This window comes from Streptomyces sp. NPDC059957, assembly GCF_042730015.1.
In the GTDB taxonomy this organism is placed as follows: Bacteria; Actinomycetota; Actinomycetes; order Streptomycetales; family Streptomycetaceae; genus Streptomyces.
In genome coordinates, this window is sequence record NZ_JBHWMB010000010.1 from 1 (window position 1) to 24,198 (window position 24,198).

The following is a 24,198-nucleotide window of genomic DNA, read 5'->3' on the forward strand; positions in this document are numbered from 1 at the left end:
CACCCCCACCTCACAGGAGACCCGCATGTCCACCGCCCCCGCCACCCCCGCCCGCACCGCCGTCGCCCCCCTGACCACCGCGGACGCCGAGACGCTCGTCGCCGCCGCCACGGCCGCCGCCGAAGCGGCCGGGGTCGCCGTCAGCGTCACCGTGCTCGACGCGGGCGGCCACCCGCTCGCCTTCCGGCGCGACGACCGGGCCGTCCTGATCTCGGGCGAGACCAGCACCCGCAAGGCCTTCACGGCACTGCAGCTGGACGCCCCGACCGCCGATCTCGTCGACGCCGTCCAGCCCGGCGGCCCCTTCCACACCCTGCCCACCGCCCTGGACCGGCCGCTGCTGTTCATCGCGGGCGGGCTGCCGGTCCACCGCGACGGCCGGCTCGTCGGAGCCATCGGCGTCGGCGGCGGAGCCCCGACCCAGGACCACGGGTTCGCCGAGTCGGCGCTCGGCACGCTCGTCTGATCCTCCGCCCGGGTCGCGCGGCGGCTTCCCCCGTGCCAGGTTGGACGGGGGAAGGTTCACGATGCGGCAGACGACGAAGCAGTACGGGCGGAGCCACTTCATCGCGACGGCAACGGTCGCCGCGCTGGTCACCCTTGTCGCCGTCCCGGGCTGCGCGTCCGGTACGTCCGGCCCGGGAGAGGCCCGGGCCCCGGCCGCGGCGACGAGCGGGACGACCCCGACGAGCGCGACGGCCCCCGCCGACACCCCCGTCGTAGCCCCCTCCTCGCCGCAAGCCCCGGCGCCCTCGCCGACGCCCACCTTTCCGCTGTCCACCGCCCCGCGCACCGTCCCGGCCGTACGGGAACACGTGCCGGCCCGCGGCCCCGGCTGGCGGCCCGGCCCCGAGACGCGGGTCGTCGTACCACCCGCCGACAGCGCGGCGCTGGCGGACGAGGGGAAGCTGCTGGCCGGGGAGCTGGGGATCGGATTCGCCGAGTCGGCCACCCCGCGCAAGGGCGACGTGGAGCTGGCCCTCGGGTCGAAGGGATCCGGCGCGCCAGAGTCGTACACCCTCACCGTGCGCGACGGGCAGGTCCGCATCACCGGACCCGACCAGGCCGGGGTGTTCTACGGCACCCGCACCCTCAAGCAGGAGGTGAGGGGCGGCGGTTCGGCCCCGGAGGGCACCGTGCGCGACGCCCCGGCCAAACCGCAGCGCGGGCTCAACCTCGACATCGCCCGCAAGCACTTCACCCCGGACTGGATAGAGGACCGGCTGCGCGAGATGGCCGACCTGAAGCTGAACCAGCTCGGCCTGCACTTCTCCGACGACCAGGCCTTCCGGATCGAGTCCGACACCCACCCCGAGATAGTCTCCACCCCCCACCTCACCAAGGCGCAGGTGCGCGGGATCACCGCGCTCGCCGCACGCCTGCACATCACGGTCGTCCCGGAGATCGACTCCCCGGGCCACCTCGGAGCGGTCCTGCGCGCCTACCCCGCGCTGCAACTGCGCGACGTGCAGGGCAGAGCGGTGAAGGGGGCGGTCGACATAGCGAACCCGGCCGCGGCGAAGCTCGTGGACGAACTCCTGCGGGAGTACCTGCCGTTGTTCCCCGGATCCCTCTGGAACCTGGGCGCCGACGAGTACCAGGCACTGGTCTACCGGGATCCGCAGACCTCCTTCCCGCAGCTGACGGCAGCCGCCCGGCAGCGGTACGGGCCCACCGCCCGGGTGCAGGACCTGGCGACGGGCTGGCTGAACGACCGCGCGGACGTGGTCCGTTCGGCGGGCCGGGCGCCGGCGGCCTGGAACGACGGCTTCTTCACGGGCGGGGTGGGCCAGCCCGCCCGGGACATCCAGGTCGAGTACTGGACGGGCAAGGAGAACGGGGCCCGGCCCCCGCTGGAGTACCTGCGGGAAGGCCGCAAGGTCGTCAACCTCAACGACGAGTACCTCTACTACGTACTCGGGCAGCCGAACCAGTTCACGTACCCCGACGGCCGGCGCATCTACGAGCAGTGGACCCCGCTCGTGCTGCGCGGCACCACGGCCGTGCCCGCACGCTACGCCGGGCAGATCCTGGGTGCGAGGCTCGCGGTCTGGTGCGACCTGGCCGGAGCCCAGACCCAGGCCCAGGTCGCGGCCGGCATCCGGCTCCCGCTCGCCGCCCTGTCCCAGAAGGTCTGGGACTCCCGGACCCCGGCCCTGGACTGGCCGGCCTTCAAGGCCCTGGCCGACCGGCTGTAGCGCGACAGCGCCTCGGAGTCTCGGCGCCTCGGCGTTCCAGAGGCCGAAACCCGCTGGCCGGGCCCCGTCCGCTTTGCTTGGATGCGGGCATGGACGACAGCGCGCTGCCCTCGCCCGAGGGCTTCGAGATTTCCACCGACCCCGGCCGCCTCGACCGGGAGCTGATCCACCGATGGCTGTCCGAGGACGCCTACTGGGCGCTCGGGCGGAGCCGGGAGAAGCAGGACGCCGCCATCGAGGGGTCGCTCAACTACGCGGTCTACGACGCCGTGTCCGGCCTCCAGGTGGCCTACGCACGCGTCATCACCGACCGTGCCACCTTCGCCTGGCTCTGCGACGTGTACGTGGACCGGGGCGTACGGGGCAAGGGGCTCGGCACCGCCCTGGCGGGGGCGGTACGGGACCACCTCGCCCCGTACGGGCTGCGCAGGATCCTGCTGGCGACCGCGGACGCCCACGAGGTCTACGCGAAGGCCGGCTTCGAGCCGCTCGCGGCACCGGGGAAGTGGATGGCCCTCGGCGTGCAGTAGCTCGCGGGGGTGCCGTCTACCAGATGGAGTTGACCCACTCCGGGTGGTCGATGAACGGGTTCCGGTTGTGCTGGTAGGTGTCGTAGATGACCTGGTTGCGGCGCTGCTCGAAGGCGTCCGGCGGGTCCTGCAGGTTCCACTGCTTCAGTACGCTGATCTTGCCGAAGAGGGGCGCGCTGCCGTTGTTGACCTTGTCGTTCATCTCGAGGTCGGCGAAGCCGTCACCGCCGGCGTAGCGCACGGCCATGTAGAGCAGCATGCGGGCGACATCGCCCTTGACCGCGTTCCGCGGCTCGAAGGAGTCGGCGTCGGTCAGGCTGCCGGGGGCCTCGGAGACCGGACCGCCGCCCAGGTCGAAGTCCTTGTTCCCGCGGGTGCTGTTGACGGTGACGTCCTCGGGCCTGAGGTGGTGCAGGTCGGTCCCGGGGCCGGTTGCGGTGCCGAAGTCGCCGTGGCTCTTGGCCCAGACGTGCTCGCGGTTCCAGTCGTTGACGCCGCCGCCGTTGGTGGACTTCGACTGCGAGCGGCCCGAGTAGAGCAGGATGACGTTGTTGGAGTTCGCGGGGTCCTGATCGGTGTTCTTCAGGGCGTTCCACACGCCGTCGTAGTTCACCTTGGACTGGGTCTTGATGATGTTGTAGAGCGCCGTCTTGAGCGCGGCACCCGTCTTGCCCTCGGCGGTGGCGTAGTAGGTGTCGACGGCGGCGGAGGCCGAAGTCACCGTGGGGGAAGCCTCGTTCTGCTGGCCGGCCGAGGCGGAGGCCGGGAGCAGTATGAGGGACACGGCCGCGAGGCCGGCAGCCCAGGGAGTAAGGCGCGAGATTCTCATCACGTGGGGGGTACCTCTCCACACGCACCGCTCCCGCCCGGGGAATTGGCGGGGCATCAGGTGGCAGAGCTGAGACTCACATTGTCATGTGCCCTACAGGTGAAAAGCACGTGTCGGGAGGCGGGATTTTCTACGCGCGTCATGCGGGGGATCCGTGTGGGTGATTCGTGCGGGTGATTGGCGCAAGAATCCCTATGCAGGGGCGGGCGGTGCGGGCACGGTAACGGAGGCCACACCGTGAACAGCCCTACCAGGAGCAGCCCATGGCACCGAAGATCCTCATCGTGACCGGCGACGCGGCGGAGTCTCTGGAAGTCCTCTACCCCTACCAGCGCCTGATCGAGGAGGGCTACGAGGTCCACATCGCGGCGCCGGCGGTGAAGAAGCTGCGGTTCGTCGTGCACGACTTCGAGGACGGCTTCGACACCTACACCGAGAAGCCCGGCTACACCTGGCCCGCCGACATCGCCTTCGCCGACGTGGACCCCGGGGAGTACGCGGCGCTGGTCGTACCCGGCGGACGCGCCCCGGAGTACCTGCGCAACGACCCCGAGGTGCGGCGGATCCTGGCGGCCTTCGCCGGCTCCGACAAGCCGATCGCACAGATCTGCCACGGCCCCCTGATCACCGCCGCGGCCGGCGCCCTCGACGGACGCCGGGTCACGGCGTATCCGGCGCTGGAGCTGGACATGAAGGCGGCCGGAGCCGAGTTCGAGGACTCCGAGGCCGTGGTCGACGGCACGCTGGTGTCGGCCCGTGCGTGGCCCGACCACTCCGCCTGGATGCGGGAGTTCCTGACCGTCCTGCGCGTCAAGGCCCCGGTTTCACAGGGGTGAGCTTCGCCGTCCCCTTGTGAAAGATCCTGACCGGGGACTGCCGGGACGCCATCGATGTGGTGGGGTGTGCGAGTCAACCCACCTTTTGCGCACGGCAGTTGAGAGGGTCAGTCATGACGGGAAGCATAGGGCGACGCGGGTTCATCGGTGCGGCCGCGGCGCTGGGAGGCGCCGCGCTGGTCGGTGCGGGGGCGCCGCTCGCCCAGGCGCAGGAAGCCCCGGCGCGGCAGGCGGTCCGGCAGCCGCGGCCCGACACGGTGGCGATCCCGGCGGGCTTCCAGCCCGAGGGGATCGCCGTCTCCGCACACGGCACGGCCTACACGGGCTCGCTGCTCGACGGTTCGGTCTACCGCTTCGACCTCGCCACCGGCGCCGGGCGGATCATCACCCGGGGCGAGGGCCCCATGTCGGTGGGGCTCAAGCTCGACCCGTACGGCAGGCTGCTGGTCGCGGGCGGCGCCAGCGGGCAGATCCGGGTGGTCGACGCCCGGGAGGGTCGGGTTCTGGCCACCCACCAGGCCGCGACGGGCACGGCCTTCGTCAACGACGCCGTCGTCGGCTGCGGTGGTGCCTGGTTCACCGATTCCTTCGCGGACGTCCTGTACTTCCTGCCCCTGGGCCGGGACCTCTCCGGCCCCGGCGCGGCGCCCCGGGCCCTGCGGCTCGGCGGCGAGTGGGATCCGGTCCCGCCCGGCGGTGCGTACTGGGGTGCCAACGGGATCGAGCGGACCCCCGACGGTCAGGCCCTGCTCGTGGTGCACGACACCGCCGAGGCGCTGTTCCGCGTGGACCCGCGCACCGGCGCCGCCACCCGGACCGTGCTCGACGGCGGCTCCGTGCGCAACGGCGACGGGCTCGTGCTGCACGGGCGGACGCTGTACGTCGTACGCAACTGGGCCTACGCCGTGGACGTGTTCACCCTGAGCGGGGACGGCCGCCGGGCCCGCTTCGTCAAGCAGATCACCGACCCGCGCTTCGACGAGCCGACGACGGCCGCGGTGTACGGCGGCCGGCTCTACGTGGTCAACGCCCGCTTCGACGCCGACTGGTCGGACCCGGCCACCGCCTCGACGGTCGTCAGCTGCCCGTTGTGATGGCGGGCGCGGCCTCGTACTTGTAGTCCGGGCCGAAGTTCCTCTTCACGGCCGCTTCCCAGGTGCCGTCCTCGACCATCTTGCGGAGCGCGTTGTTGATCTTGACCTGGAGCTCGGTGTTGCCCTTCTTCAGGCCGATCCCGTAGTTCTCGCTGCTCAGGCTCAGCCCGATCAGCCGGAACTTGCCCTCGTTGCCCTTGCGGGCGGTGTAGCCGGCCAGGATGGAGTTGTCCGTGGTGATGGCGTCGACGAGGCCCTCCTTGAGGGCGACGACGCATTCGGAGTAGCCGCCGAGCTCCAGGAGGCTCGCCTTGGGGGCCAGGTTCTTCCTGACGTTCTCCGCCGAGGTCGAGCCGGTCACCGAGCACAGCCGCTTGTTGGCGTTGTCGAGGTCCTGGGCCTTGGTGATGGTCGCGTCGTCGGCGCGGACCATCAGATCCTGGTGCGCGAGGAAGTACGGCCCGGCGAAGTCGACCTTCAGCTTGCGCTTCTCGTTGATCGAGTAGCTGGCCGCCACGATCTCGACCTCGTTGTACTCGATGAGGAGCTCGCGGTCGTTGCTGAGGACCTCCTTGAAGGCGATCCGGTCCTTCGGGTAGCCGAGCTCCTTCGCGATGTACGTCGCCACGTCCACGTCGAAACCGGTGAAGCTGCCGTCGGGCTCCCGCATGCCGACGCCCGGCTGGTCGAACTTGATGCCGACGGAGAAGGTCTTCTGGTCGTCGTCACTGCCACACGCCGATGCGGTCAGGGCGAGACCGACCACTGCGGCGATGGCGCCGGCCTTGGGAACCTTCATGCTGCACTCTTTCCTGGGGTACGCGGATACGCGGGGTCGCGGGCGAGCCGAGCCGCGCGGGAGCGCGCGGAGCGCACCGGGACCGGGCCGGGGCGCGGGGAACCGCGGAGGCTGGTGGACGCGTATATGAGGAAGCTAGGAACTCGTCGGGCGCAGTGTCACGACATCTGAGCAAATCTTGAGGGTCACGATCCGGAATGGCGGCAGATCCTGCGGCGGATCCGGCTTTGAACGGGAGAGGAGCCGGTCAGGTGGGCAAGGGCGGGGTACGGGTCGAGGGGAACGCACTGCTGCTGGGCGAGGGGGCGCAGGTCCGTTTCATGCGGACACTGCGGCTGCCGGAGACCGGTACGCACAATCTGCCCCCGGGGCTGGGTGAGTTCCCGCTGCGGCGGGTGGAGGACTATCCGGACACGGTTCCGGCGGACTGGCCGGCCAAGGGCGGGGTGATGCTCCCCGTGTACCTGCGCGAGGCGATGTGGCTCAGCTTCGGCGGGACCCGGGAGCCCACCGCGCTCCAGGTCGGGGTCGGCAAGGTGTGCGCCGTCTCCGGCGAGCGGTGGACGGGCGTGCTCGGGCGCCGGCCGCAGAACTACCTCGTGCTGCCGCGCCAGCCGTGGCTGGACGGGATCAACTCGGGCACGGGTACGGTCCGCCAGTTCGTCGCCGTCCCGCTGGGGCTCGGCGCCACCGTGGAGGGCCAGGTCACCGGCGAGGAGACCGTCGGCGGCGTGCAGCTCCAGGCCTTCCCGCTCGGCGCGAAGGCGCTGGAGCGGTGGCGCGAGGAGGAGCGGGCGCGCGCGGCCGGTCCCGGCCGGGCCGGCGCCGTGCCGTACGGGATCCTGCCGCCGGGCGGCCATCCGGGCGGTCACGCGGGCGGCGGCTACGGAGCGGCACCGGCGATGCCCCCGGGGATGCCGATGGCCATGCCGGCGCCGATGGCGGCCCCGGCGCCGGGCGGGCCCGTGGGAGGGCCTCCCGGGGCGCCCGCGGCCCCGGCAGCGGCCACGGGCCCGGAGCGGCGGTCGAGCGGCGGGCCGGCCCCGCAGGCGGCGCGGGCGATGGGGCTCGGCGTCGGCGGCTCCATGCGGCAGGAGGTGTACCGCGACGACCGCAAGGCGAAGGACTGGGCGGCCGAGCCGGCCGCGCGGGTCTTCATCCACCTGGTGACCCCGCCCGAGTGGCGCCGGATCACCGGGGAGGAGCCGCCGCCCTCGCCGGTGGACCGGGCCGCGTACACCAAGGCCGGGCTGCCGTGGTTCGACTACTACGACGAGGACGGCGCCGACCTCGCTCCCTCGGGCACCCTCGGCCAGGTCCAGCCGGTGGGCGAATGGGTCGGTGCCGACGAGGCCCCGTGGGCGGAACCGGCCCCCGGTCAGGTCGCACCCCTGGGGAACGGGCCCCGGCCGGGCAAGCCGGTACAGGACGGCGACTGGTAGCCGCCCCCGCCGCCCCCGCCCCAGCCCCCGCCGGCCCGGCAGCCTTCGCCGGTCCCCGGAACTGGCCGGGAACGTACGGTCGTTCGAGACGCGGGCCGGGACCCGTGACAGCATGGGAGGGCAACACACGGTGGTCGGAGGGGGAGTTCGGTGAGTGGAGTAAGCAAGGGCCTGGCCAAGGTGGAGATCGCGCTGCGGTGGGATCCGAGTCCGGCGGGAGCGCCCGTCCACGACCTCGACCTGCTGGCCGCGGTGTACGCCGCCGCGGACCCGTACGGGGAGCCCGTCCACCTGGTGCACTTCGGCAGCCGTGCGCCCGACGGCACCATCACGCTGAACCGGGACAGCAGGACCGGGCTGGGGCTGGGCTTCGACGAGGTGATGACCGTCGAACTGAACCGGATCGCCGACGCGTTGACCCGGGTCGTGGTGGGGGTGGTGATCCAGCGGCCGGGCGGCGGCCCGGCGCTGACCTTCGCCGACGTCGCGGGCAAGGGGCTGCGGATCCGGGAGGGCTACACCGATCTCGTGGTGGACGACCTCACGGGCTTCGCCGCGGCGAGCGCGGTCACGGTGGCCGAGTTCACCCGCGACGCCGCGGGGGTCTGGTCATTGGACCCGGCCCTGCGGGGCTTCGACGCCGACCCCGAGGAGTTCGCGCGGGCGATGGGCGCGGCCCGGAGCTGAACCGGCCGCGCGCGCCGGAGCGCATGCGCCCGGGCGGTCCGGCCGAACGCCGCACGGACCGGTCGGCGGCCACTCCGCGAGGGAGTGCCCGCCGTCCGGTCCGGGGGCTGCGCCGCCACCGTCCCCACGAGGCAGCGCGAGCGGGTCGCCGCCCGGTCATCGGGGACGGCTGCCCGCTGGTTCAGGGGGTCCGGTCGAGGGGGCCGGCCCGTTCCGTCTCCGGCGGTACCGCGCCCAGCGCGGGCAGCAGACAGGCGTCGACGAACCGTACGAGGTACTCGGCGTCGGCGTAGCGCCCCTCCAGTACGGGCCGGATGCGCAGCACGCCCATCAGCTGCGCCGGCAGGAACTCCACCGCGGGGTGCCCCGGGGCGAGCTCGCCCCGCGCCACGGCCCGCGCCAGGATCGAGTCGAACGCCGCCAGCTCCGGCTCCACCAGAGCCCCGCGCAGGGCCGCCTTCAGCTCCTCGTCGCTCAGCACCGCGTGCCCGAGGGCCTGCATCAGCCGGGTGTCGCGCCCCGAGGTGCAGGCGGCGATCCGGGCCGCCTCGCGCAGGTCGCCCGCCAGGGTTCCGGTGTCCACCGCGGCGAGGGTCCCGCGCCGGTCCGCGCGCAGGGCGGCGGCGACGAGCTGCGGTTTGGTCTTCCACTGCCGGTAGAGCGTGGACTTTCCGCAGGTGGCCCGGGCGGCGATCTTCTCCATGGTCAGCGCCTCGTAGCCGTCCTCGCGCAACTGATCCAGGACGGCGTCGTAGAGCTGCTGCTCCCGCTCCGGTGTGATCTTGGAGCGGCGCGCGGGGGCCGGGACGGCTTCCGGCGTCGGCGAGGTCATGGGGCGGCTCTCCTCGGTGCTGCGTGCTGCGTGCTGCGTGCTGGTGCTGCGTGCTGGTGCTGCGTGTCACGTGGTCGCTGATCGCGGCGGCGATATTCCGTCGCGCCGCAGCGGGCTCCAGTGAAAGTCTACGGGAACGCGAGCGTATCGGTACACACTCGTATCGATACGAGAATGTATCGATACACTGGTGTGTCGATTGTGAGCCGCGTAGCTGTGTACAGGAAGCGAGACCGGGGGATGACCTCCCACACCACACCCGTCGGAGCCGGCACCGGGCCGGGGGTCCGTCGCCGCCTCATACGCGAGCTCCTGCTCGTCGTGGGCCTCTTCGCCGTATACAAGTGCGGCCGTACGCTCTCCACCGGCCGCACGGACGAGGCCTTCCGCAACGCCACCCGGATCTGGGACGCCGAGCGCACCCTGCACCTGCCCGACGAGGGCACGGTCCAGCGACTGCTCCTGCACGGCGACGCCCTCGTGCACACCGCGAACACCTACTACGCGACCGTGCACTTCCCCGCCACGGTGCTCTTCCTCGTCTGGCTCTACGTACGCCGCCCCGCGCACTACCTCTGGACGCGCCGGGTCCTGGCCGTCCTGACCGGCGCGGCCCTCGTCCTCCACCTGGCCTTCCCCCTCGCACCCCCGCGGATGCTGGGCGCGTCCCACCTGATCGACACCGGCCAGGTCTACGGACCGACCGTCTACGGGGCCGCGCCCGCAGCCGACACCATGGCCAACCAGTTCGCCGCCATGCCCTCCCTGCACTTCGGCTGGGCGCTGATGCTGGCCCTCGGCATGATCGCCGCGACCTCCTCGCGGTGGCGCGCCCTGTGGCTGCTGCACCCGCTGGTCACCCTGCTCGTGATCGTCGGCACGGCCAACCACTACTGGCTCGACGCCATCGTCGCGACGCTGCTCCTCGGGGCCGCCCTGCTGCTGGTCCCGCGCCCGGTCGGCCGTTCGCTCGTCGCCCGGCGGAGCGTGCCGGGTCAGCGCGCGGTGCCGGTGCCGGTACCTGCCGGGGCGGGGGCGGGTGCGGGCCGGGGTGCGGCATTCGCGGACCCCATGAACCCCAAGAACCCCGTGGACCCCGTCGACCCCATGAATCCCGGTGACCCCATGGCGCCAGTAGGAGCAGTCCGGTGAACTCCACGCTCCTCGCCGTCCTGCTCTGCCTCGCCGCGGCCGTCACCTACGCGGCCGCCGCCGTGGCCCAGGAACGCCTCGCCCGCCGCGGGGTCGCCCGCAGCACCGCGGCCCTGCTCGGCAACGGCGCCTGGTGGTGGTCGGCGGGCCTGAACGCCGCCGCCGCACTCATGCACGCCGCCGCACTGCGGTACGGGCCGCTCACCCTGGTCCAGCCGCTCGGCGCGCTCACCCTCGTCGCCGCCGTACCCCTGGGTGCGCGCGGGGCCGGGCGGCGGGTCGTGGCCAGCGAGTGGCGCGGGACCCTGGCCACCGTCGTCGGCCTCGGCCTGCTCCTGGTGCCCGCCTCCGGCCCGTCCCCCGACGAGACCCTGACCCTGGCCGAGGCGCTCGCCGTCTCCGGGGCCACGGCCGCGGTGATCATGCTGCTGACCGCGCGGAGGGACGCCCGCTCGGGGCTGCGCCACGCGACGGCGTCCGGGCTGGCCTCCGCGGCCGCCTCCGCCCTGACCCAGACCGTCGCCGTGGCGGGGGGCCGCGGCGGGTCCCTGCTCAGCGTCCGGGTCGTCTCGGTGGCGCTGCTCGTGGTGGTCTTCGCGGTCGGCGGGATGCTCCTGTCCCAGCGGGCCTACCGGGGCGGCCTGGGCGCCCCGCTCGCGGTGGTCAACCTGACCAACCCGCTGGCCGCGGCCGCGATCGGGATGATCCTGCTCGGCGAACGCATCCAGGGCGGGGCGTTCGGGGTCCTGCTGGCCGTGACGGGAGCGCTCGCGGCGGCCCGGGGCGTGCTGTTGCTCACGCGGACGTCGGCCCAGCAGACGGCGGCGCCGCCCGTTCCGGCTCAGGCCGCGCCGATGGCCGGTGTGGCAGCATGAGCCGCATGGCTGCCGACGACGGTTCCTTCCTCTCGCTCCGCTCCAAGAGCTCGGTCCTCTCCATCGGTTCGGTGGGCTCCGTCCTCTCCATCGGATCGGTCGGCAGCGTGCTGTCGGTCGGCTCGATCGGCTCGGCCCTGTCGGCCGCCTCGGTGGGATCCGTACTGAGCGCGGGCTCGTTCGCCTCCGCCCAGTCGACGTGGTCGGTGCTGTCCTGGCGCTCCCGCGGCGGATTCCTGGCGGCGGGGACGGCGGGCGCCGCGGTCCTGGGCCTGGTGGCGGTGACCGCGCTCAGGTCCGTTCCCGTGCCCCGGCGCAATGCCTGAGAACCGTTTCCCCAGTTCACGCGTCTCCCTCTCTGAGACCTGAACGGACGTCGCGCGCACGACGACGCGCGCACATCGAAGCGGAGTGACTGGGCATGGGCATCATCGGCTGGATCATCCTCGGACTGCTGGCGGGCGGAATCGCCAAGGTCCTGCTGCCCGGCCGTGACCCGGGCGGCCTGATCGGCACCACCCTCATCGGCATCGCCGGCGCCTTCACCGGCGGCTGGCTCTCGGCGAAGTTCCTGGACCGGTCGATCCAGAACGACTTCTTCGACCTCGCGACCTGGGGCTCCGCCATCGCGGGCTCCCTCGTCCTCCTCATCGCCTACCGCCTCATCTTCGGCAACTCCCGCAACTGACCGCCGGTCCGGGGGCCGGGGTCAGACCTCCATGTAGGCCACCGTGCCGGTACGGCGGGCCGCGTCGATCTCCCGCAGGCGCGCGAAGTTCGAGGGGCTCATGAGCGCCTCCCACTCCCGCACCGAGTGCACCCGTACCTCGCTGTGCTCCTCGGGGTCGAGGACGATGGCCGCGATCTGTTCGTCGGTGAGGGTGCCGCCGTCGAAGAGGAACCCGATGTGGTTCGCGGGCCATTCCTCGCCCCGGTGGGCGATGAACTGCGTGCCCAGCAGCTTCCGCTCACCCTCGAAGACGATGCCGGTCTCCTCCAGGCACTCCCGGAGCGCGCACTCCCAGGGCGTCTCGCCGGGGTCCATGTTCCCGCCCGGCCACTGCCAGGTCTCCGTGGAGTACGTCGCACGGAGCTGCACCGGGCGGCCGGCGGTGTCGGTGAAGTAGAGGCAGGCGTAAGCGGTCGCCCGGGCGATGGTCTTGACGTACTCGGCGGGCGGGAGCCATACGGACACCGTTCCACCTCCGTCCGGGCCTGCGCCCCTCGGAGACATCGGGCAGGCACACTACCCACGCCGCGCACGGCCCACGCCGGGTACCGCCCTCGCGCGCCCGTGCCCGCGCTGCCCACGTCCCGGTACGGGTGCACCGGCGTCGGTGGCGGCGCCTACGATGACCGGCCATGGACAGCAGTGAGGCCGGCAGACGGTTGATCGACGGGCGCTTCGAACTGGAGCAGCCCCTGGGCAGTGGCGGGATGGGGACGGTGTGGCGCGCCCGCGACATCGCGCTGGACCGGGAGATCGCCCTCAAGGAGGTGCGGCCGCCGGACCCGGCGACCGCCGCCGCGCAGCCCGGGCTCGTCGTCCAACTGCGCGAACGCGCCGTCCGCGAGGCCCGGGCCCTCGCCCGGCTCGCCCATCCGAACGTGGTCACCATCCACCACATCGTCGAGCCCGAGCCGGGCTCCGACGGCCATCCGTGGATCGTGATGGAGCTGGTCAGGGGCGGCTCCCTGGCCGACCGGCTGGAGCGCGGGCCGCTACCGGTGGCGGACGTGCTGCGCATCGGGCTCGACCTGCTCTCCGCGCTGCGGGCCGCGCACGCGGAGGGGGTGCTGCACCGCGACGTGAAACCGGCCAACGTGCTCCTGCGGCCGGGCGGCTCCGCCGTGCTCACCGACTTCGGGATCGCCGCCCTGCACGGCGCGACCGGGCTGACCTCGACCGGAGCACTGATCGGGTCGCCGGAGTACATAGCCCCCGAGCGGGCGCGCGGCGCCGAGGGGCTGGCCGCCTCCGACCTGTGGTCCCTCGGGATGCTGCTCTACGTGGCCGCCGAGGGGGTGCACCCGCTGCGCCGGGCCACCAGCCTGGCCACCGTGGTCGCGGTGCTCGACGAGCCGATCCCCGCGCCGGTCCGCTCCGGCCCGCTGGGACCCGTACTGGAACGGCTGCTGGTACGGGACCTGGCCGTGCGGCCCGACGCCGAGGAACTGGAAGCACTGCTCCGCCGTGCGAGCAGTGCTCTCGGCGGTGCGGCCCCGGTGCCACCGCCGGTCGCCCTCGGGAGCTTCGGGCCGGCGACCCCGGCCACCGGTCTCGCCATGGGCCCCGCACCGGCATCGGCGGCGACGCACGCGCAGCCGCCGACACGGACACCGTTCGTCCCGGGCGCGGGCAACCCGTACGCGTCCACCGTCCCCGTGGCCTTCCCGCCGCCGCCCGCCCCGCGCCGGCGCCGCCGGCCCGCGCTGCTCGCCGGGCTCCTCGTGGTGGTCCTCGCCGCCGGGGTCGTCGGCCTCGTCAACTGGCTGCCCGACGGGAACGCGGGCGGCGACGCGGGCAAGAGCGGCGACACCAGCTCCTCGGCCGCCCCGTCCGCTTCCGGACCGGCCTCCCCGGCCCAGGGCACCGCCGTGGCCCTGACGCCCGCCCCCACCCCGAAGGCGAGCATGCCGAAGCCGGCCACCCCGCCCAAGGGCAGCCTGATCGACCCGGCCAACATCCGTACCGCCATCGAGGCGTTCAAGCAGCAGACGGGCACCACCACCTTCGTCAACATGAGGGTCTACGACGAGTACGTGCTCGCCGACATCCCCACCGCACCCGGAGCCAGGACCGTCGACTCCTGGCAGTACCGCGGCGGCGTCGCCAAACGCACCGGACCGTCCGGCACGGTGAAGCCCGGCGAGCCGCTCATGGACATGGCGGCGCTCGACTGGGACGCCCTGCCCGCGCTGATGGCCGAGTCGACGAAGGAGCTGGGCGTCGACAACCCGAGTTCCCGCTACCTCAACGTCTCGCCCTGGATGGCCACACCCGCGGTCCGCCCCTACCTGAACGACGAGTACGGACAGGGTGGCTACGTCCTCGCCGGCACGGACTTCAAGGTCAAGAAGGTCTACCGGAGCTGACGGCCGGAGAAGCGGAGAACCACCACCATGCCCAGCTGGCGCAGCACGCTCACGGCCGCCGGGATCACCGGCCCCCGGCTCCGGGCCGACTACACGGACGCGGCCCGGAGGGTCCTGCGCCGGGAACCCGCGCCCTACCTCGCCCTGCGGCTGCTGGCCGCGCCCGAGCTCGTGCCCTGGCTGGCGGCCGGGCTCGCCTTCATGAACCGGGTCGACGACGTCGCCGAGACCGGCACCGCCGACCGCCGGGCCGCCGGCCTCGCGGAGCTGGGCGCCGAGGTGCGCCGCGCCCTGGAGACCGGGGACAGCCCCGACCCGCTGCTGCGCGCCTACGCCCACGCCGTCGACTCCCGCGGCCTGCCCGCCGATTGGGTGTTCCGGTTCCTCGACGGCGCGGCAGGCGAGGAGGCGGTCTTCGACGGGTTCGCCGCCGAGGAGGAGTTCCAGGCCTACCTCGACGCCTACGCCTGGCCCGGAGTGCTGGTCTTCACCGGCCTGCAGTACCAGGGCGGGCCCGACGCCGAACAGGCCGGGGGCTGGCGGCGGTTCGTCGACGCCGCCCAGCGGGTCGACTTCCTCGCCGACCTCGCCGGGGACCTGGCGGCCGGCCGGCTCTGCATCCCGCGCGCCCGTCTCGCCGAGCACTCCGTGACCCGGGCCGACCTCGAACAGGCCCGGGACACCCCGGCCGTGCGGGACTTGCTCGCCGCCGAGTGCGGGCGCGCCCGTACCGCGCTCGCCGCCGCCGACGGCATCCTCGACCTCACCGCACCCGGGCTGCGCGCGGTCGCCGCGACGATGACGGAGCTCATGGAACACCAGCTCACGGAGGTGGAGAAGGCCGGCGCGGGGGCCCTGCGCAAGGACGTCGGCTACGGCTTCACGGCTCCGCTGCGCACCCTGGTGCGCGCCCGGGCACGCAGGCCCCGTAGCGCCGCCTGACCCGCGCGTTCGGGGCCGGAGGCACGTGAGCACCACCCCGCTGCGCTGTCCGTGCACAATTGGATAGCTGTGCTCTCCAAAGAAAGGTCCAAGGGATGCGGCTGGCGGAGTTGAGCGAGCGCAGTGGCGTCTCCACGGCGACCATCAAGTACTACCTGCGCGAAGGGTTGTTGGCGCCGGGACGGAGGGTCAGCGCGACCACCGCCGACTACGGCGATGAGCACGTGCGGCGGCTGCGGCTGATCCGCGCGCTGATCCAGGTCGGCGGGATTCCGGTGGCCAAGGCCCGGGAAGTGCTGGCGCACGTGGACGACGAGTCCCTGGGCCGGACGATCCGGATGGGCGCGGCACTCTGGGCGCTGCCGCAGGGGCCCGAGTCGGACGACGAGGACCCGGCGGTGGTCACCGCGCGGCAGGAGGCGGACCGGCTGCTGGAGATGCTGGGCTGGTCGACGGCCCGGGAGGTGGGGGCCCTGTCCCCGGTCCACCGCTCCCTCGTGCTGGCGGTGTCCACCCTCATCCGGCTCGGCTATCCGTGGGGCGCCGAACTGATGGCTCCGTACGCCGAGCTGATGTACCAGGCGGCCGTGCGCGACCTGGACTTCATGGAGGCGTACCCCTCCGAAGCGGAACAGGTGGAGATGGTGGTGGCCGCGGCCGTCCTCTTCCAGCCGGTGCTGAAGGCCCTGCACCGGCTGGCGCAGGAAGAGGAGTCGGCACGGCGGTACGGGCTGGAATGAGGCGGCGGCGCGGACCGGCGCGACGGGGCCGTTCCCGTCGTGCACGCCTCGGTGGAGGTGAGCGAGCTGGGAGCGGCCTACCGCAAGCTGGTTCAGTAGGGGCCGTTGACGTTGTCGATCGAACCGTAGCGGGCCGCCGCGTAATTGCAGGCGGCCGTGATGTTGGCGACCGGGTCGTAGGAGTCCAGCGAGGTGCCGGGTACGTGATAGGCCTTGAAGGTCGGGTCGATGACCTGGAGGAGCCCCTTGGAGGGGATGCCGGCCGCCGCGTTGGAGTCCCAGTTGTTGATGGCCAGCGGATTCCCCGAGGATTCGCGCATGATGTTGCGGTGAATTCCTTCGTAGCTTCCCGGAATTCCGTGCTGGGCCAGGACGTCGAGCGACTCGCGGATCCAGCCGTCGAGGTTGTTCGCGTAGCCGGTGGCGGCCTTGGCCGCCTTGGCGGCAGCGGGGGCGGCGGCCGTGGTGAGCTTCAGCTTCAGGCCCGGGCGGATGGCCGAGGGGTTCGCGCCGACGATGGCCTTGTTGGCCTCGTAGAGCTTCTGCCAGCCACCGCCGAGGGAGTGCTCGGCCGCGATCTTGCTCAGGGTGTCGCCGCTGACCACGGAGTACGTCGTGGGAGCGACGGTCGCCTCGGCCGCCCCGGCCGTGGTCGCGCTGATCAGCGGGAGGGCCAGCGCCGCACTGCCCGTGCCGGCGAGGGCCAGCTTGCGGGTGAGTGCGTTGTGCTGCTTCGGCCGGCGGTGCTTTCCCTGTGCGGGCATGGCGCAATTCCTCACGTGGGGGGACGGAAGAGCCCTGGCGGAGGCCGGATTCGGCAGCTGACCACCTGGAATGAGGTGACCGTAGGCGAGCCCTGCGGGCCGGAACAAGACATGAATTCGCCCGGGAGATCAACTTCCCGCATTCGGCCCGGCGGATGACCTTGGAAAGAGGTCGGGGAATTCCCGAATATCCAACCGGGAAAAGGGAATCGTCCCGCGCGGGGGAATGATGTTGACGCCGTCGGCGTGACTCACATCACGGGCCCGCGGCCGACGGGTCAATCCGGGCAAGTCGCCCGTCGCCGGGGCTGATTCGGGCGAGCCGCCCGTTGGCGGCGAATCGCCCATCATGGGTCAATCAGCCCTCGTAGGTGATGGTGCCGTGCTCGTCCATCGCGGGGTGGATCCTGGTCGGTCCCTCCCCGTTCTCCTCCTCGTCGGACGGCCGCGGCCCCTCCGGCCCGTCCGGCCCGATCCGCACCAGCCGACGCATCCGGACGACCAGCAGCTCCCGGCCGTCATCGAGGCGCACCGCGTTCGCTTCCCCGGCTGTCCGGAACTCCGCCGCGGCCTGCTCGTACCCCGCCCGCCGGGCCCGGGGCAGCTCGTGCAGGGCGGGCCAGAGCCAGGTCAGGATGTGCACCAGCGCCCTGCGGGCCGCGTGCGGGCTCGGCAGCACCGCGGACGCGGGCTCCCAGCCCGCCGCGGTGCGCTCCAGTACCCGGTAGGCGGTCGGCAGCAGCACGGTCCCGGCGTGGGTGTGGAGCGCGCGCCGCGAGTCCGCCCGCACCTCGGCCGGATAGCGCGGGCTGCGGTAGTGCAGGCCCATCAGCGCGAGCCGCTCGGAGGCCTCCATGACGCTCACCGCCGCGATGTGGTCGATCGCGAAGCCGACGTCGACCTCCGGGTCCCGGGTTCCGAGCTCCCAGTCCCGCACGGCCGGCTCCGGGTCGGTGGGCCGGGGCGGCTCCGGTCCGTCCCCGTCGGTGTAGACGATCTCCTCGCACCGCACCACGCGGTAGCGGGTGCCGGCCGCGGTGACCTCGTCGACCGCCTCCGTCTCCAGCCGGGCGACGGCGGCCAGGAGCTCCCGGCGGACCGCCCGGTCGTCCGCACCATCCTTGGCCCGGAACCACAGGGCGGAGTTCAGCCGGTCCCGGGCGTCCTGCGGGAACCCGCACGTGACCGGGGTCGACACCTGCCACCGGTGCCCGCCGCCCACCTCCTGGGAGGCGATCCCGAAGAGCGGCCCGCGGATGATGCAGTGCGCGTACCGCAGCGCGGCGTCGGAGGCGTCGGCCTCCTGCGCGGCGGCCACCGGATGCTCCGCGGGCTCGACGTTCATGGAGAGGTGCTCGCGCCCGGGAGGTACCTCGCTGCTCATGGCGAGCATTCTGGGTGCCCTTCCCGACGGACCGCCGGACCATCGTCAACTCGGCACCGAACGGGCGAGGTTGTGGTAGCAGGCCGGTCGATGGGCGGATCAGGGCAGCTGCGCCAGTTCCCGCAGGGCCGCCGCGACCGCTTCGGTGCTCGCGGGCAGCAGGGGGAGGCGTACGTCCGGGGTCGGGATGCGGCCCTGCGCGTACAACACACCCTTGATCACTGCCGGGTTGGGCTCGGCGAAGAGGGTGGCGGAGAGCCGGGCCAGCGCGTGGCCCAGTGTGCGCGCCCGGTCCGCTTCGCCCGCCCGCCAGGCGGCCGCGAGTTCGGCGAACCGGGCCGTCGCGACATGGGCCGAGGCGAGGACCCCGCCCGACGCGCCGAGCGCGAGGAGGGGGGAGAGGAAGGAGTCGTCGCCCGCCAACACCGCGAACCCGTCCGGCAGATCACCGAGCAGTGCCACCGCTTCCCCGTCGAGCGAGCCGACCGCGTACTTCACCGCCGCCACCCCGGGCAGCGCCCCGACCTCCCGCAGCAGGGCAGCGTCCAGCGGCTGCCCGGTCCGGTACGGGACGTGATAGACGATCAGCGGTACGGGGCTCACCCGCGCCAGCCGCTCGAAGTGCGCGAGCACCCCGGCGGCGGAGGGTCGTACGAACGCGGGCACGGTCACCAGCGCGGCCCGCGCCTCGGGCCACCGCTCCAGCCGGCCGAGCGACTCCTCCGCGGCCCGGGTCCCGCTCGCCCCGGCGCCCACCGTCAGCGCCGCCCCGCGCTCCCGGCAGACCCGGGCGCAGACGTCGGTGACGAGCTCGCGCTCGGCCTCGTCGAGGGCGGCCGGCTCGCCGGTGGTGCCCAGCGCCACGATCCCGGTGGCCCCAGCGTCGAGCACCTCGTGTGCGAGTGCCTCCAGGGCCCCGGCGGCGACCTCGCCGGCGGCGGTGAAGGGCGTGATCAACGGTACGTGGATCCCGCGCGGGGCGTACGGGCGGTGTGCGGCGGGGGAGGGGGCGGCCGTGCTCGCTGTCTGCGTCATGCGTCGAGCCTGGCCCGCTCCGAGCATCGAATCCAGTTCGCATTTCTTACCTGAACCGTAAGCTGATCCGATGCTCGATGTACGACGCCTGCGCCTCCTGCGCGAACTCGCCCGCCGGGGGACCATCGCCGCGGTCGCCGAGGCGCTCTCCTTCAGCCCTTCGGCGGTGTCCCAGCAGCTCTCGGTCCTGGAACGCGAGGCCGGTCTGCCCCTGCTGGAGCGCACCGGGCGCCGGGTCCGGCTCACGCCCGCCGGCCAGAACCTGGTCCGGCACGCGGACGCCGTGCTGGAACAGCTGGAACGGGCCGACGCCGAGCTCGCGGAGGCGCGCGGCGGACTGGCCGGAGCGCTGCGGATCGGCTCCTTCCCCACCGCGACCCGGGCCATCGTCCCCGCAGCCCTGGCCGAGCTGGCCCGCCGGCACCCGGGACTGGAGCCGATGGTGTCCGAAACCGACCCGGCGGCGGTCGCACACGCGCTGCGGGCCGGGGACCTGGACGTGGCCCTGATCCACGCGTACGACTTCGTCCCCGCGCCGCAGGAACCGGGGCTCGCCACGGATCCGCTCTACCGCGAGGCGATGTATCTGGCGACCCCGACGGCGTGGGCCCCTTCGGAGCGGGCTCCGGCGGCGCTGGCTCCGACGGCGTGGGCACCCGGGGCGGCGGGGGAGGCCGCAGGTCCGCCTGCCGCGGCCGAGGCGGGCGGTGTGGGCGGAGCCGGGCAGCGCGCGTTGCTCCGTACGCATGCCGACGAGCCCTGGATCACCGCCACACCCGGCACGCTCTGCCACGCCATGACCGTGCGGGCCTGCGAGGACGCCGGGTTCATGCCGAGGATCCGCCACCAGGTGGACGAGTTCGCCACCGTGCTCGCCCTGGTCGCGGCCGGCCAGGGGGTGGCAGTGGTGCCGCAACTCGGGATCACCGGACCCGCGGATCCGGCCGTCGCACTCACCCGGCTCGTCATGGAGCGCCGTACCAACGTGGCCTTCCGCAGCGGCGCCGCCGCCCACCCCGCCGTGGCCGCCTTCAGCGCGGTCCTGCGTGCGGCGCTGCCGCCCGAACTGTCCGGCCAGCACCTCTAGGCCGTCCCTTCCGGACCCTGCCCTGCCCGGGCCGCCCGCCGCCGCGTGAGCCGCCTCACCGGGGCGCGGGGCAACTCCCGCACACGGGACAGCGCGTGTACGTTGGCGGGACCGGCGGAGCCCTCTCGGGGCCTCCGGCGAAGTCGACGAGACCGTGATCGAGATCGGGGTAGCACGTGACGCATCGCGTACGAGGGGTCATCGCCAGGAGCAAGGGCGCACCGGTGGAGACCACGACGATCCTCGTGCCCGACCCGGGCCCGGGCGAGGCGCTCGTACGGGTCCAGGCCTGCGGGGTCTGCCACACCGACCTGCACTACCGGGAGGGTGGGATCAACGACGAGTACCCCTTCCTGCTCGGCCACGAGGCGGCCGGGGTCGTCGAATCGGTCGGCCCGGACGTCACCTCCGTCGCGCCCGGCGACTTCGTCGTCCTCAACTGGCGCGCGGTGTGCGGGAGCTGCCGGGCCTGCAAGCGCGGCCGCCCCTGGTACTGCTTCGCCACGCACAACGCGACCCAGCCCATGACCCTGGAGGACGGCACCCCGCTCTCCCCGGCCCTCGGCATCGGGGCCTTCGCCGAGAAGACGCTGGTCGCCGCCGGCCAGTGCACCAAGGTGGACCCGGCCGCCTCGCCGGCCGCCGCCGGGCTGCTCGGCTGCGGGGTGATGGCCGGCCTGGGCGCCGCCCTGAACACGGGCAACGTCGGGCGCGGTGACTCCGTGGCGGTCATCGGCTGCGGGGGCGTGGGCAACGCCGCCGTCGCCGGGGCCAAGCTGGCCGGAGCCTCACGCATCATCGCCGTGGACCTGGACGACCGGAAGCTGGAGTGGGCGCGGGGGCTCGGCGCCACGCACACCGTCAACGGCGGTACGCAGGACGTGGTCAAGGCCATCCAGGAGCTGACCGGCGGCAACGGCGCGGACGTGGTCATCGAGGCAGTCGGCCGCCCCGAGACGTACAAGCAGGCGTTCTACGCCCGCGACCTGGCCGGCACGGTGGTGCTGGTGGGCGTCCCGACGCCGGAGATGCAGCTCGAACTCCCGCTGCTGGACGTGTTCGGACGCGGCGGCGCCCTGAAGTCCTCCTGGTACGGGGACTGCCTGCCCGAGCGGGACTTCCCGCTCCTCATCGACCTCTACCTGCAAGGCCGGCTCGACCTCGACGCCTTCGTCTCCGAGCGCATCGCCCTGGACGGTGTCGAGGCGGCCTTCGAACGGATGGAACGGGGCGAGGTGCTCCGCTCGGTGGTCGAGTTCTAGCCACCTGGCCACCCCTGGCCGTCTGACCACTTGGGGCCGCCGCACTCACCCGTGGCGGCCCGCCCGCACGCCCGGCTCCGCCCGCACGCCCGGGCTCCGCCCGCACGCCCGGGCCGAGCCCCGCGTGCCTTGACCAAAGGCAGACGTCACCGCCGATGACCGACCTGAACCGAGCACCCGATGCCGACGCCGCCCGCACGATCGCGGCCGAGGCACTGGGGTGCGACCCCGGCCCCATGACCACGGCCGAGAGCAGCTCCCATCACGTGTACGTCGGCGCGGACGTCGTCGTGAAGGTCATCGACGCCGCGTCCCACGCACGGCTGAACAGGGAGATCGCGCTCGCACCCCACCTGCCGGCCGGCCTCACGGCCCCGCTCCTCGACAGCGGGGTCCACCGGCTGGAGGCGCGAGAGGTCCGCTACGCCTGCTACGCCCGCGTGCCCGGGGAGGCTCCCGGCATGGGCATGCCGGGTGTGGACGGCGCGACGGCGCGGGCGTTGGCGCAGGAGGCGGTCGAGCGGCTCGGCCGACTGCACGCCTGGGTGCCCGAGGGCCAGGCCGACCGGACGCTGCGAGAAGCCCTCGACCACGGCGGGTTCACCGGGCAGGCCGCGCTGATCGCCGAAACCGAGGGCCTCGCCGCAGCCGACCGGCTCGGAACGGTACCGTCCCATCTGCTCCACGGCCTGAGGGCGATCGCGGACCGAGCGCCCCTGCTCGCCCGCGCCGTCGTCCCCGTACACGCGGACTGCCACTGGGACAACTGGCTCGCGCACGGCAGGAGCGTGACGGCCCTGCTGGACTTCGAGTGGGCCCGCTTCGGGGAACCGCTCGACGACTGGTTCTTCCTGGCCCGGTTCAGCGGCCCGCACATGGAGACCGTTCTCGAGGTCATCGCCCGTGCGACGGAGACCTCTGCGGAATCCCTGCGGGCAGGCTGCGAGGTCCGCGAGGCGACCCACCTCGCAGCCGACCTCCGCATCGGACTGGAACACCCCGATACGCACGCGCGCATGGCCGCGGACAGGCTCCGCTCCCTCGAGGAGCTCATCGTCGGACGCTACTGGTGGCGCCCGACCCCGTGATGCCAGGTGCCGCTCCCGGCTCCCGGCTACCGGCTACGGCAGGCGGCAGGCGGCAGCCAGGAGGCACGGGGGCTCTCGTAAGCTGGGGCGGGTCCGCCGTCCCGGTTCGCCCCCACCCACCGGCCCCGTGACGGCTGCCGCGTACACCACCGCACCGCGCCGACCCCTGGGACCTCCCGTGACCCCCGTGACCCCCGTGACCTCCGAGATCGCAGCCGCCGGCAGCTATCGCCAGCCCGGTGTCGTCCTCACCGACCACCACTTCGGCGTCCCGCTCGACCACGCCCGCCCCGACGGCGAGCGGATCGACCTGTACGCGCGCGAGCTGGTCGCCACCGGAAAAGACTCGGAGTCCCTGCCCTGGCTGCTCTACCTGGAGGGCGGACCCGGCTTCGGTGCCCGCAGGTTCGTCGGCCGGCAGGCCTGGCTGGAGCGGGCCCTCACCGAGTTCCGGGTGCTGCTGCTCGACCAGCGCGGGACCGGCCGCTCCACCCCGGTCAACCGGCAGACCCTGCCACTGCGCGGCGGCCCCGCGCAACAGGCCGAGTACCTCGCCCACTTCCGCGCCGACTCCATCGTGCGCGACGCCGAGACCATCCGCCCGCTCCTCACCGGCGGCGCGCCCTGGACGGTCCTCGGCCAGAGCTTCGGCGGCTTCTGCGTCACCCACTACCTCGGCGCCGCCCCCGAGGGGCTGGCCGCCGCCCTCATCACCGGCGGGCTGCCCTCCCTCGACGCCACCGCCGCCGAGGTGTACGAAGCCGCGTACCCGCGCGTCGAGCGCAAGAACCGGGCGCACTACGACCGCTACCCCATGGACGTGGAGCGGGCCCGCCGCATCGCCGCCCACCTCCTCGAGCGTCCGGCCGAACTCCCCGGCGGATACCTCCTGACGGCCGAGGCCTTCCAGTCCCTCGGCCTGCTCCTTGGCGGCTCCGACGGCAGCCACCAGCTGCACTACCTGCTGGAGGACGCCTTCGTCCCCACCCCGGACGGGCCCGCCCTCTCCGACGCCTTCCTGGAGGCCGTGCACGCCCAGCTCTCCTTCGCCGGGCACCCCCTCTACGCCCTGGTCCACGAGGCGATCTACGCCCAAGACCCGGGCGCGCCCACCGGCTGGGCCGCCGAGCGGGTCCGCTCCGGCCACCCGAGCTTCGACGCCGCGAAGACCCTCGCGGGCACGGAGCCGCTGTACTTCACCGGCGAGACCATCCACCCCTGGCACTTCCGTTGCGATCCGGCGCTCGCCCCGCTGCGCGAGACCGCCGAACTGCTGGCGGCCCGCACCGGCTGGACCCCGCTGTACGACCGGGCGCGGCTCGCCGCCAACGAGGTGCCGGTGGCCGCGGCCGTCTACCACGACGACATGTACGTGGACACCGCGCACTCCCTGGCCACCGCCGGGGCGATCCGCGGCCTGAAGACCTGGGTGACGGACGAGTTCGAGCACGACGGGGTACGTGCCTCGGGCCCGCGGGTCCTGGACCGGCTCCTGGCGCTCGTACGCGACGAGGCCTGAGCTCCCC

Annotated in this window: 25 protein-coding genes; 18 read left to right on the top strand and 7 right to left on the bottom strand. The window is 73.3% G+C overall.

Annotated features, from left to right (window positions below; genetic code table 11):
* Positions 1 to 25: 25 nt before the first annotated feature.
* The 3 genes from ACFWBW_RS09125 to ACFWBW_RS09135 all read left to right on the top strand — a co-directional run bounded on the left by ACFWBW_RS09125 (position 26) and on the right by ACFWBW_RS09135 (position 2,728).
* Positions 26 to 466: a heme-binding protein gene (locus tag ACFWBW_RS09125; RefSeq protein WP_385370132.1), complete on the top strand. Its 441-nt coding sequence runs from the start codon at positions 26 to 28 to the stop codon at positions 464 to 466.
* A gap of 61 nt (positions 467 to 527) precedes the next feature.
* Entirely contained in the window at positions 528 to 2,198 is a 1,671-nt protein-coding gene (locus ACFWBW_RS09130) for a family 20 glycosylhydrolase (RefSeq protein ID WP_385369871.1), read from the top strand.
* 89 nt (positions 2,199 to 2,287) lie between these two features.
* Positions 2,288 to 2,728, top strand: coding sequence for a GNAT family N-acetyltransferase (locus tag ACFWBW_RS09135; protein ID WP_385369873.1), 441 nt, complete (start codon positions 2,288 to 2,290; stop codon positions 2,726 to 2,728).
* Between the two features lie 16 nt (positions 2,729 to 2,744).
* On the opposite strand, the gene ACFWBW_RS09140 is transcribed toward ACFWBW_RS09135, so the two are convergent.
* Positions 2,745 to 3,557 carry an endonuclease I family protein gene (locus ACFWBW_RS09140; protein WP_385369874.1) on the bottom strand — a complete coding sequence of 271 codons (813 nt, stop codon included), beginning with the start codon at positions 3,555 to 3,557 and terminating at the stop codon, positions 2,745 to 2,747.
* A gap of 263 nt (positions 3,558 to 3,820) precedes the next feature.
* Between ACFWBW_RS09140 and ACFWBW_RS09145 the strand changes: the two genes are divergently transcribed.
* Positions 3,821 to 4,393: a DJ-1/PfpI family protein gene (locus ACFWBW_RS09145; protein WP_385369875.1), complete on the top strand. Its 573-nt coding sequence runs from the start codon at positions 3,821 to 3,823 to the stop codon at positions 4,391 to 4,393.
* Positions 4,394 to 4,506: 113 nt separating this feature from the next.
* Positions 4,507 to 5,487 (top strand): SMP-30/gluconolactonase/LRE family protein, encoded by a 981-nt coding sequence (locus tag ACFWBW_RS09150; protein WP_385369877.1) that lies wholly within the window; start codon positions 4,507 to 4,509, stop codon positions 5,485 to 5,487.
* Here the strand turns inward: ACFWBW_RS09150 and ACFWBW_RS09155 are convergent.
* Complete coding sequence (locus ACFWBW_RS09155) at positions 5,471 to 6,286, bottom strand: glutamate ABC transporter substrate-binding protein (RefSeq protein WP_385369879.1); 816 nt, start codon at positions 6,284 to 6,286, stop codon at positions 5,471 to 5,473. The two genes, ACFWBW_RS09150 and ACFWBW_RS09155, sit on opposite strands and share 17 nt — an antisense overlap.
* 251 nt (positions 6,287 to 6,537) lie before the next feature.
* Between ACFWBW_RS09155 and ACFWBW_RS09160 the strand changes: the two genes are divergently transcribed.
* Together ACFWBW_RS09160 and ACFWBW_RS09165 are read left to right on the top strand one after the other, a co-directional pair.
* The gene (locus tag ACFWBW_RS09160; RefSeq protein WP_385369881.1) at positions 6,538 to 7,728 is read left to right on the top strand and encodes a hypothetical protein; all 1,191 of its coding nucleotides are present in this window, start codon (positions 6,538 to 6,540) and stop codon (positions 7,726 to 7,728) included.
* 150 nt (positions 7,729 to 7,878) lie between these two features.
* Positions 7,879 to 8,415, top strand: a complete 537-nt coding sequence (locus ACFWBW_RS09165; RefSeq protein WP_385369883.1) for a TerD family protein — start codon at positions 7,879 to 7,881, stop codon at positions 8,413 to 8,415.
* Between the two features lie 181 nt (positions 8,416 to 8,596).
* Here the strand turns inward: ACFWBW_RS09165 and ACFWBW_RS09170 are convergent, their stop codons facing one another.
* Complete coding sequence (locus ACFWBW_RS09170) at positions 8,597 to 9,247, bottom strand: TetR/AcrR family transcriptional regulator (protein ID WP_385369885.1); 651 nt, start codon at positions 9,245 to 9,247, stop codon at positions 8,597 to 8,599.
* Positions 9,248 to 9,487: 240 nt separating this feature from the next.
* Between ACFWBW_RS09170 and ACFWBW_RS09175 the strand changes: the two genes are divergently transcribed.
* The 4 genes from ACFWBW_RS09175 (at position 9,488) to ACFWBW_RS09190 (ending at position 11,962) form a co-directional block, all read left to right on the top strand.
* Positions 9,488 to 10,399, top strand: a complete 912-nt coding sequence (locus ACFWBW_RS09175; RefSeq protein ID WP_385369886.1) for a phosphatase PAP2 family protein — start codon at positions 9,488 to 9,490, stop codon at positions 10,397 to 10,399.
* The gene (locus ACFWBW_RS09180; RefSeq protein WP_385369888.1) at positions 10,396 to 11,274 is read left to right on the top strand and encodes a hypothetical protein; all 879 of its coding nucleotides are present in this window, start codon (positions 10,396 to 10,398) and stop codon (positions 11,272 to 11,274) included. Before ACFWBW_RS09175 ends, ACFWBW_RS09180 begins: the two co-directional genes overlap by 4 nt.
* Before the next feature lie 5 nt (positions 11,275 to 11,279).
* On the top strand, positions 11,280 to 11,600 hold the full coding sequence (locus ACFWBW_RS09185) for a hypothetical protein (RefSeq protein ID WP_385369889.1): 321 nt from the start codon (positions 11,280 to 11,282) through the stop codon (positions 11,598 to 11,600).
* Positions 11,601 to 11,695: 95 nt separating this feature from the next.
* Positions 11,696 to 11,962, top strand: coding sequence for a GlsB/YeaQ/YmgE family stress response membrane protein (locus ACFWBW_RS09190; protein WP_385369891.1), 267 nt, complete (start codon positions 11,696 to 11,698; stop codon positions 11,960 to 11,962).
* 21 nt (positions 11,963 to 11,983) lie between these two features.
* Here the strand turns inward: ACFWBW_RS09190 and ACFWBW_RS09195 are convergent, their stop codons facing one another.
* On the bottom strand, positions 11,984 to 12,508 hold the full coding sequence (locus ACFWBW_RS09195) for an NUDIX domain-containing protein (RefSeq protein ID WP_385369893.1): 525 nt from the start codon (positions 12,506 to 12,508) through the stop codon (positions 11,984 to 11,986).
* A gap of 128 nt (positions 12,509 to 12,636) precedes the next feature.
* Here ACFWBW_RS09195 and ACFWBW_RS09200 point away from each other — a divergent pair, with 128 nt between their 5' ends.
* The 3 genes from ACFWBW_RS09200 (at position 12,637) to ACFWBW_RS09210 (ending at position 16,052) form a co-directional block, all read left to right on the top strand.
* Positions 12,637 to 14,370, top strand: coding sequence for a protein kinase (locus ACFWBW_RS09200; protein WP_385369894.1), 1,734 nt, complete (start codon positions 12,637 to 12,639; stop codon positions 14,368 to 14,370).
* 27 nt (positions 14,371 to 14,397) lie between these two features.
* Positions 14,398 to 15,312, top strand: coding sequence for a squalene/phytoene synthase family protein (locus tag ACFWBW_RS09205; protein WP_385369896.1), 915 nt, complete (start codon positions 14,398 to 14,400; stop codon positions 15,310 to 15,312).
* Between the two features lie 95 nt (positions 15,313 to 15,407).
* Positions 15,408 to 16,052, top strand: a complete 645-nt coding sequence (locus ACFWBW_RS09210; RefSeq protein WP_385369898.1) for a MerR family transcriptional regulator — start codon at positions 15,408 to 15,410, stop codon at positions 16,050 to 16,052.
* A 92-nt stretch (positions 16,053 to 16,144) separates the two neighbouring features.
* Here the strand turns inward: ACFWBW_RS09210 and ACFWBW_RS09215 are convergent, their stop codons facing one another.
* The 3 genes from ACFWBW_RS09215 to ACFWBW_RS09225 all read right to left on the bottom strand — a co-directional run bounded on the left by ACFWBW_RS09215 (position 16,145) and on the right by ACFWBW_RS09225 (position 19,235).
* Positions 16,145 to 16,816, bottom strand: a complete 672-nt coding sequence (locus tag ACFWBW_RS09215; RefSeq protein ID WP_385369900.1) for a LysM peptidoglycan-binding domain-containing protein — start codon at positions 16,814 to 16,816, stop codon at positions 16,145 to 16,147.
* A 358-nt stretch (positions 16,817 to 17,174) separates the two neighbouring features.
* A complete protein-coding gene (locus tag ACFWBW_RS09220) occupies positions 17,175 to 18,200 on the bottom strand; it encodes a DUF5954 family protein (protein WP_385369902.1) in 1,026 nt (341 codons plus the stop codon).
* Positions 18,201 to 18,299: 99 nt separating this feature from the next.
* Positions 18,300 to 19,235, bottom strand: coding sequence for a dihydrodipicolinate synthase family protein (locus ACFWBW_RS09225; RefSeq protein ID WP_385369904.1), 936 nt, complete (start codon positions 19,233 to 19,235; stop codon positions 18,300 to 18,302).
* A 70-nt stretch (positions 19,236 to 19,305) separates the two neighbouring features.
* Here ACFWBW_RS09225 and ACFWBW_RS09230 point away from each other — a divergent pair, with 70 nt between their 5' ends.
* From ACFWBW_RS09230 to ACFWBW_RS09245, 4 genes are all read left to right on the top strand, one after another.
* A complete protein-coding gene (locus ACFWBW_RS09230) occupies positions 19,306 to 20,322 on the top strand; it encodes a LysR substrate-binding domain-containing protein (protein WP_385369905.1) in 1,017 nt (338 codons plus the stop codon).
* Positions 20,323 to 20,498: 176 nt separating this feature from the next.
* Entirely contained in the window at positions 20,499 to 21,584 is a 1,086-nt protein-coding gene (locus tag ACFWBW_RS09235; RefSeq protein WP_385369907.1) for an S-(hydroxymethyl)mycothiol dehydrogenase, read from the top strand.
* A 155-nt stretch (positions 21,585 to 21,739) separates the two neighbouring features.
* Positions 21,740 to 22,672, top strand: a complete 933-nt coding sequence (locus ACFWBW_RS09240; protein ID WP_385369909.1) for a phosphotransferase family protein — start codon at positions 21,740 to 21,742, stop codon at positions 22,670 to 22,672.
* A gap of 187 nt (positions 22,673 to 22,859) precedes the next feature.
* Positions 22,860 to 24,191, top strand: a complete 1,332-nt coding sequence (locus tag ACFWBW_RS09245; RefSeq protein ID WP_385369910.1) for an alpha/beta fold hydrolase — start codon at positions 22,860 to 22,862, stop codon at positions 24,189 to 24,191.
* Positions 24,192 to 24,198 lie beyond the last annotated feature (7 nt).

Bases quoted from the DNA above. Each gene is read 5' to 3' on its own strand.
- ACFWBW_RS09125 (WP_385370132.1), top strand. From the start codon at position 26: ATGTCCACCGCCCCCGCCACCCCCGCCCGCACCGCCGTCGCCCCCCTG.
- ACFWBW_RS09130 (WP_385369871.1), top strand. From the start codon at position 528: ATGCGGCAGACGACGAAGCAGTACGGGCGGAGCCACTTCATCGCGACG.
- ACFWBW_RS09135 (WP_385369873.1), top strand. From the start codon at position 2,288: ATGGACGACAGCGCGCTGCCCTCGCCCGAGGGCTTCGAGATTTCCACC.
- ACFWBW_RS09140 (WP_385369874.1), bottom strand. From the start codon at position 3,557: ATGAGAATCTCGCGCCTTACTCCCTGGGCTGCCGGCCTCGCGGCCGTG.
- ACFWBW_RS09145 (WP_385369875.1), top strand. From the start codon at position 3,821: ATGGCACCGAAGATCCTCATCGTGACCGGCGACGCGGCGGAGTCTCTG.
- ACFWBW_RS09150 (WP_385369877.1), top strand. From the start codon at position 4,507: ATGACGGGAAGCATAGGGCGACGCGGGTTCATCGGTGCGGCCGCGGCG.
- ACFWBW_RS09155 (WP_385369879.1), bottom strand. From the start codon at position 6,286: ATGAAGGTTCCCAAGGCCGGCGCCATCGCCGCAGTGGTCGGTCTCGCC.
- ACFWBW_RS09170 (WP_385369885.1), bottom strand. From the start codon at position 9,247: ATGACCTCGCCGACGCCGGAAGCCGTCCCGGCCCCCGCGCGCCGCTCC.
- ACFWBW_RS09175 (WP_385369886.1), top strand. From the start codon at position 9,488: ATGACCTCCCACACCACACCCGTCGGAGCCGGCACCGGGCCGGGGGTC.
- ACFWBW_RS09185 (WP_385369889.1), top strand. From the start codon at position 11,280: ATGGCTGCCGACGACGGTTCCTTCCTCTCGCTCCGCTCCAAGAGCTCG.
- ACFWBW_RS09190 (WP_385369891.1), top strand. From the start codon at position 11,696: ATGGGCATCATCGGCTGGATCATCCTCGGACTGCTGGCGGGCGGAATC.
- ACFWBW_RS09195 (WP_385369893.1), bottom strand. From the start codon at position 12,508: ATGTCTCCGAGGGGCGCAGGCCCGGACGGAGGTGGAACGGTGTCCGTA.
- ACFWBW_RS09200 (WP_385369894.1), top strand. From the start codon at position 12,637: ATGGACAGCAGTGAGGCCGGCAGACGGTTGATCGACGGGCGCTTCGAA.
- ACFWBW_RS09205 (WP_385369896.1), top strand. From the start codon at position 14,398: ATGCCCAGCTGGCGCAGCACGCTCACGGCCGCCGGGATCACCGGCCCC.
- ACFWBW_RS09210 (WP_385369898.1), top strand. From the start codon at position 15,408: ATGCGGCTGGCGGAGTTGAGCGAGCGCAGTGGCGTCTCCACGGCGACC.
- ACFWBW_RS09215 (WP_385369900.1), bottom strand. From the start codon at position 16,816: ATGCCCGCACAGGGAAAGCACCGCCGGCCGAAGCAGCACAACGCACTC.
- ACFWBW_RS09220 (WP_385369902.1), bottom strand. From the start codon at position 18,200: ATGAGCAGCGAGGTACCTCCCGGGCGCGAGCACCTCTCCATGAACGTC.
- ACFWBW_RS09225 (WP_385369904.1), bottom strand. From the start codon at position 19,235: ATGACGCAGACAGCGAGCACGGCCGCCCCCTCCCCCGCCGCACACCGC.
- ACFWBW_RS09230 (WP_385369905.1), top strand. From the start codon at position 19,306: ATGCTCGATGTACGACGCCTGCGCCTCCTGCGCGAACTCGCCCGCCGG.
- ACFWBW_RS09240 (WP_385369909.1), top strand. From the start codon at position 21,740: ATGACCGACCTGAACCGAGCACCCGATGCCGACGCCGCCCGCACGATC.